This is a genomic window from Pseudomonas agronomica, from assembly GCF_025917275.1.
Lineage (GTDB): Bacteria > Pseudomonadota > Gammaproteobacteria > Pseudomonadales > Pseudomonadaceae > Aquipseudomonas > Aquipseudomonas agronomica.
Map to the genome: position 1 here is coordinate 1 of NZ_JAOSHO010000903.1, position 995 is coordinate 995.

General features: G+C 64.3%; 2 protein-coding genes. Both read right to left on the bottom strand.

The genetic code is table 11. The annotated features are described in order from the left end of the window. The coding region (locus OC610_RS28010; protein WP_264432857.1) for a cobalamin biosynthesis protein at positions 1-318 on the bottom strand (318 nt) is incomplete at its 3' end. Continuing rightward, complete coding sequence (bluB, locus tag OC610_RS28015) at positions 315-965, bottom strand: 5,6-dimethylbenzimidazole synthase (RefSeq protein WP_264432860.1); 651 nt, start codon at positions 963-965, stop codon at positions 315-317. The genes OC610_RS28010 and bluB, both read right to left, overlap by 4 nt. Between the last annotated feature and the right edge of the window lie 30 nt (positions 966-995).

Consider the following 995-nt stretch of genomic DNA (forward strand, 5'->3'; position numbering starts at 1 on the left):
ACTGCGCAACGCCCGCGCCACCGGCTCGACATGCTCGCCCAGGCTGCGCAGGCCCAGGGCGCAGTACAACGCGAGGATGTCCACCAGCCAGCCCACCAAGGGTGCCCAGGACAACGCCGTGGCCAGCAAGGTCAAGGGCAGCACGGCGATGATCCACGCCGTGACACCGTGACTGCGCCAGCCACGCCCACCGGAATTGAAACGTTGTTCGATGCGATTGGCGAAACCACCGAATGCCATCAGCGGATGCCAACGCCGGGGCTCGCCCAGCAACGCATCCAGCGCCACCGCGGCGGCGCTGAGCAACGCTACGCTCATGGGCGCACTCCCCAGCGATTTTCATAAAGCAGTTCATTGAGCGGACGCGGTTGTGCCCAGCCTTCCAGGGCGAGCATCGGCGCCGGATAAAAACCTTCGACTGGGCCAAGGCAGAGAATCGCCAGGGGCTTGGCGCCTGTGGGCAAACCCAGCAGATCCGCCAGCGCCTGGGGCTCGAACAACGACACCCAACCCATCCCCAGCCCTTCGACGCGGGCCGCGAGCCATAAATTCTGGATGGCACAGGACAGCGAGGCCAAATCCATTTCCGGCAACGTCCGGCGGCCGAAAATGTGCCGCTCGCGGTCGTCCATCAACGCCGCTACCAGGACTTCGGCACAGTCGTGGATGCCTTCGACCTTCAGCTTCATGAACTCATCGCTGCGTTCGCCCAAGGCTTCGGCGGTGCGGATGCGTTCTTCTTCCACCAAATGCTGGATTTCGCCGCGCAAGTTGCGATTGCTGATACGGATGAATCGCCACGGTTGCATCAGCCCGACGCTGGGAGCCTGGTGCGCGGCTTCCAACAGGCGGCCTAACAGCGCCGGCTCAACGGTGCCGCCGCTGAAATGACGCATGTCGCGGCGCTCGGCGATAGCGCGGTAGACGGCTTCGCGTTCGGCCTGGGAGAACGTGGTGTCTGTCATGGCCGATTCGCGAGCAGGCTCGCTCCCACA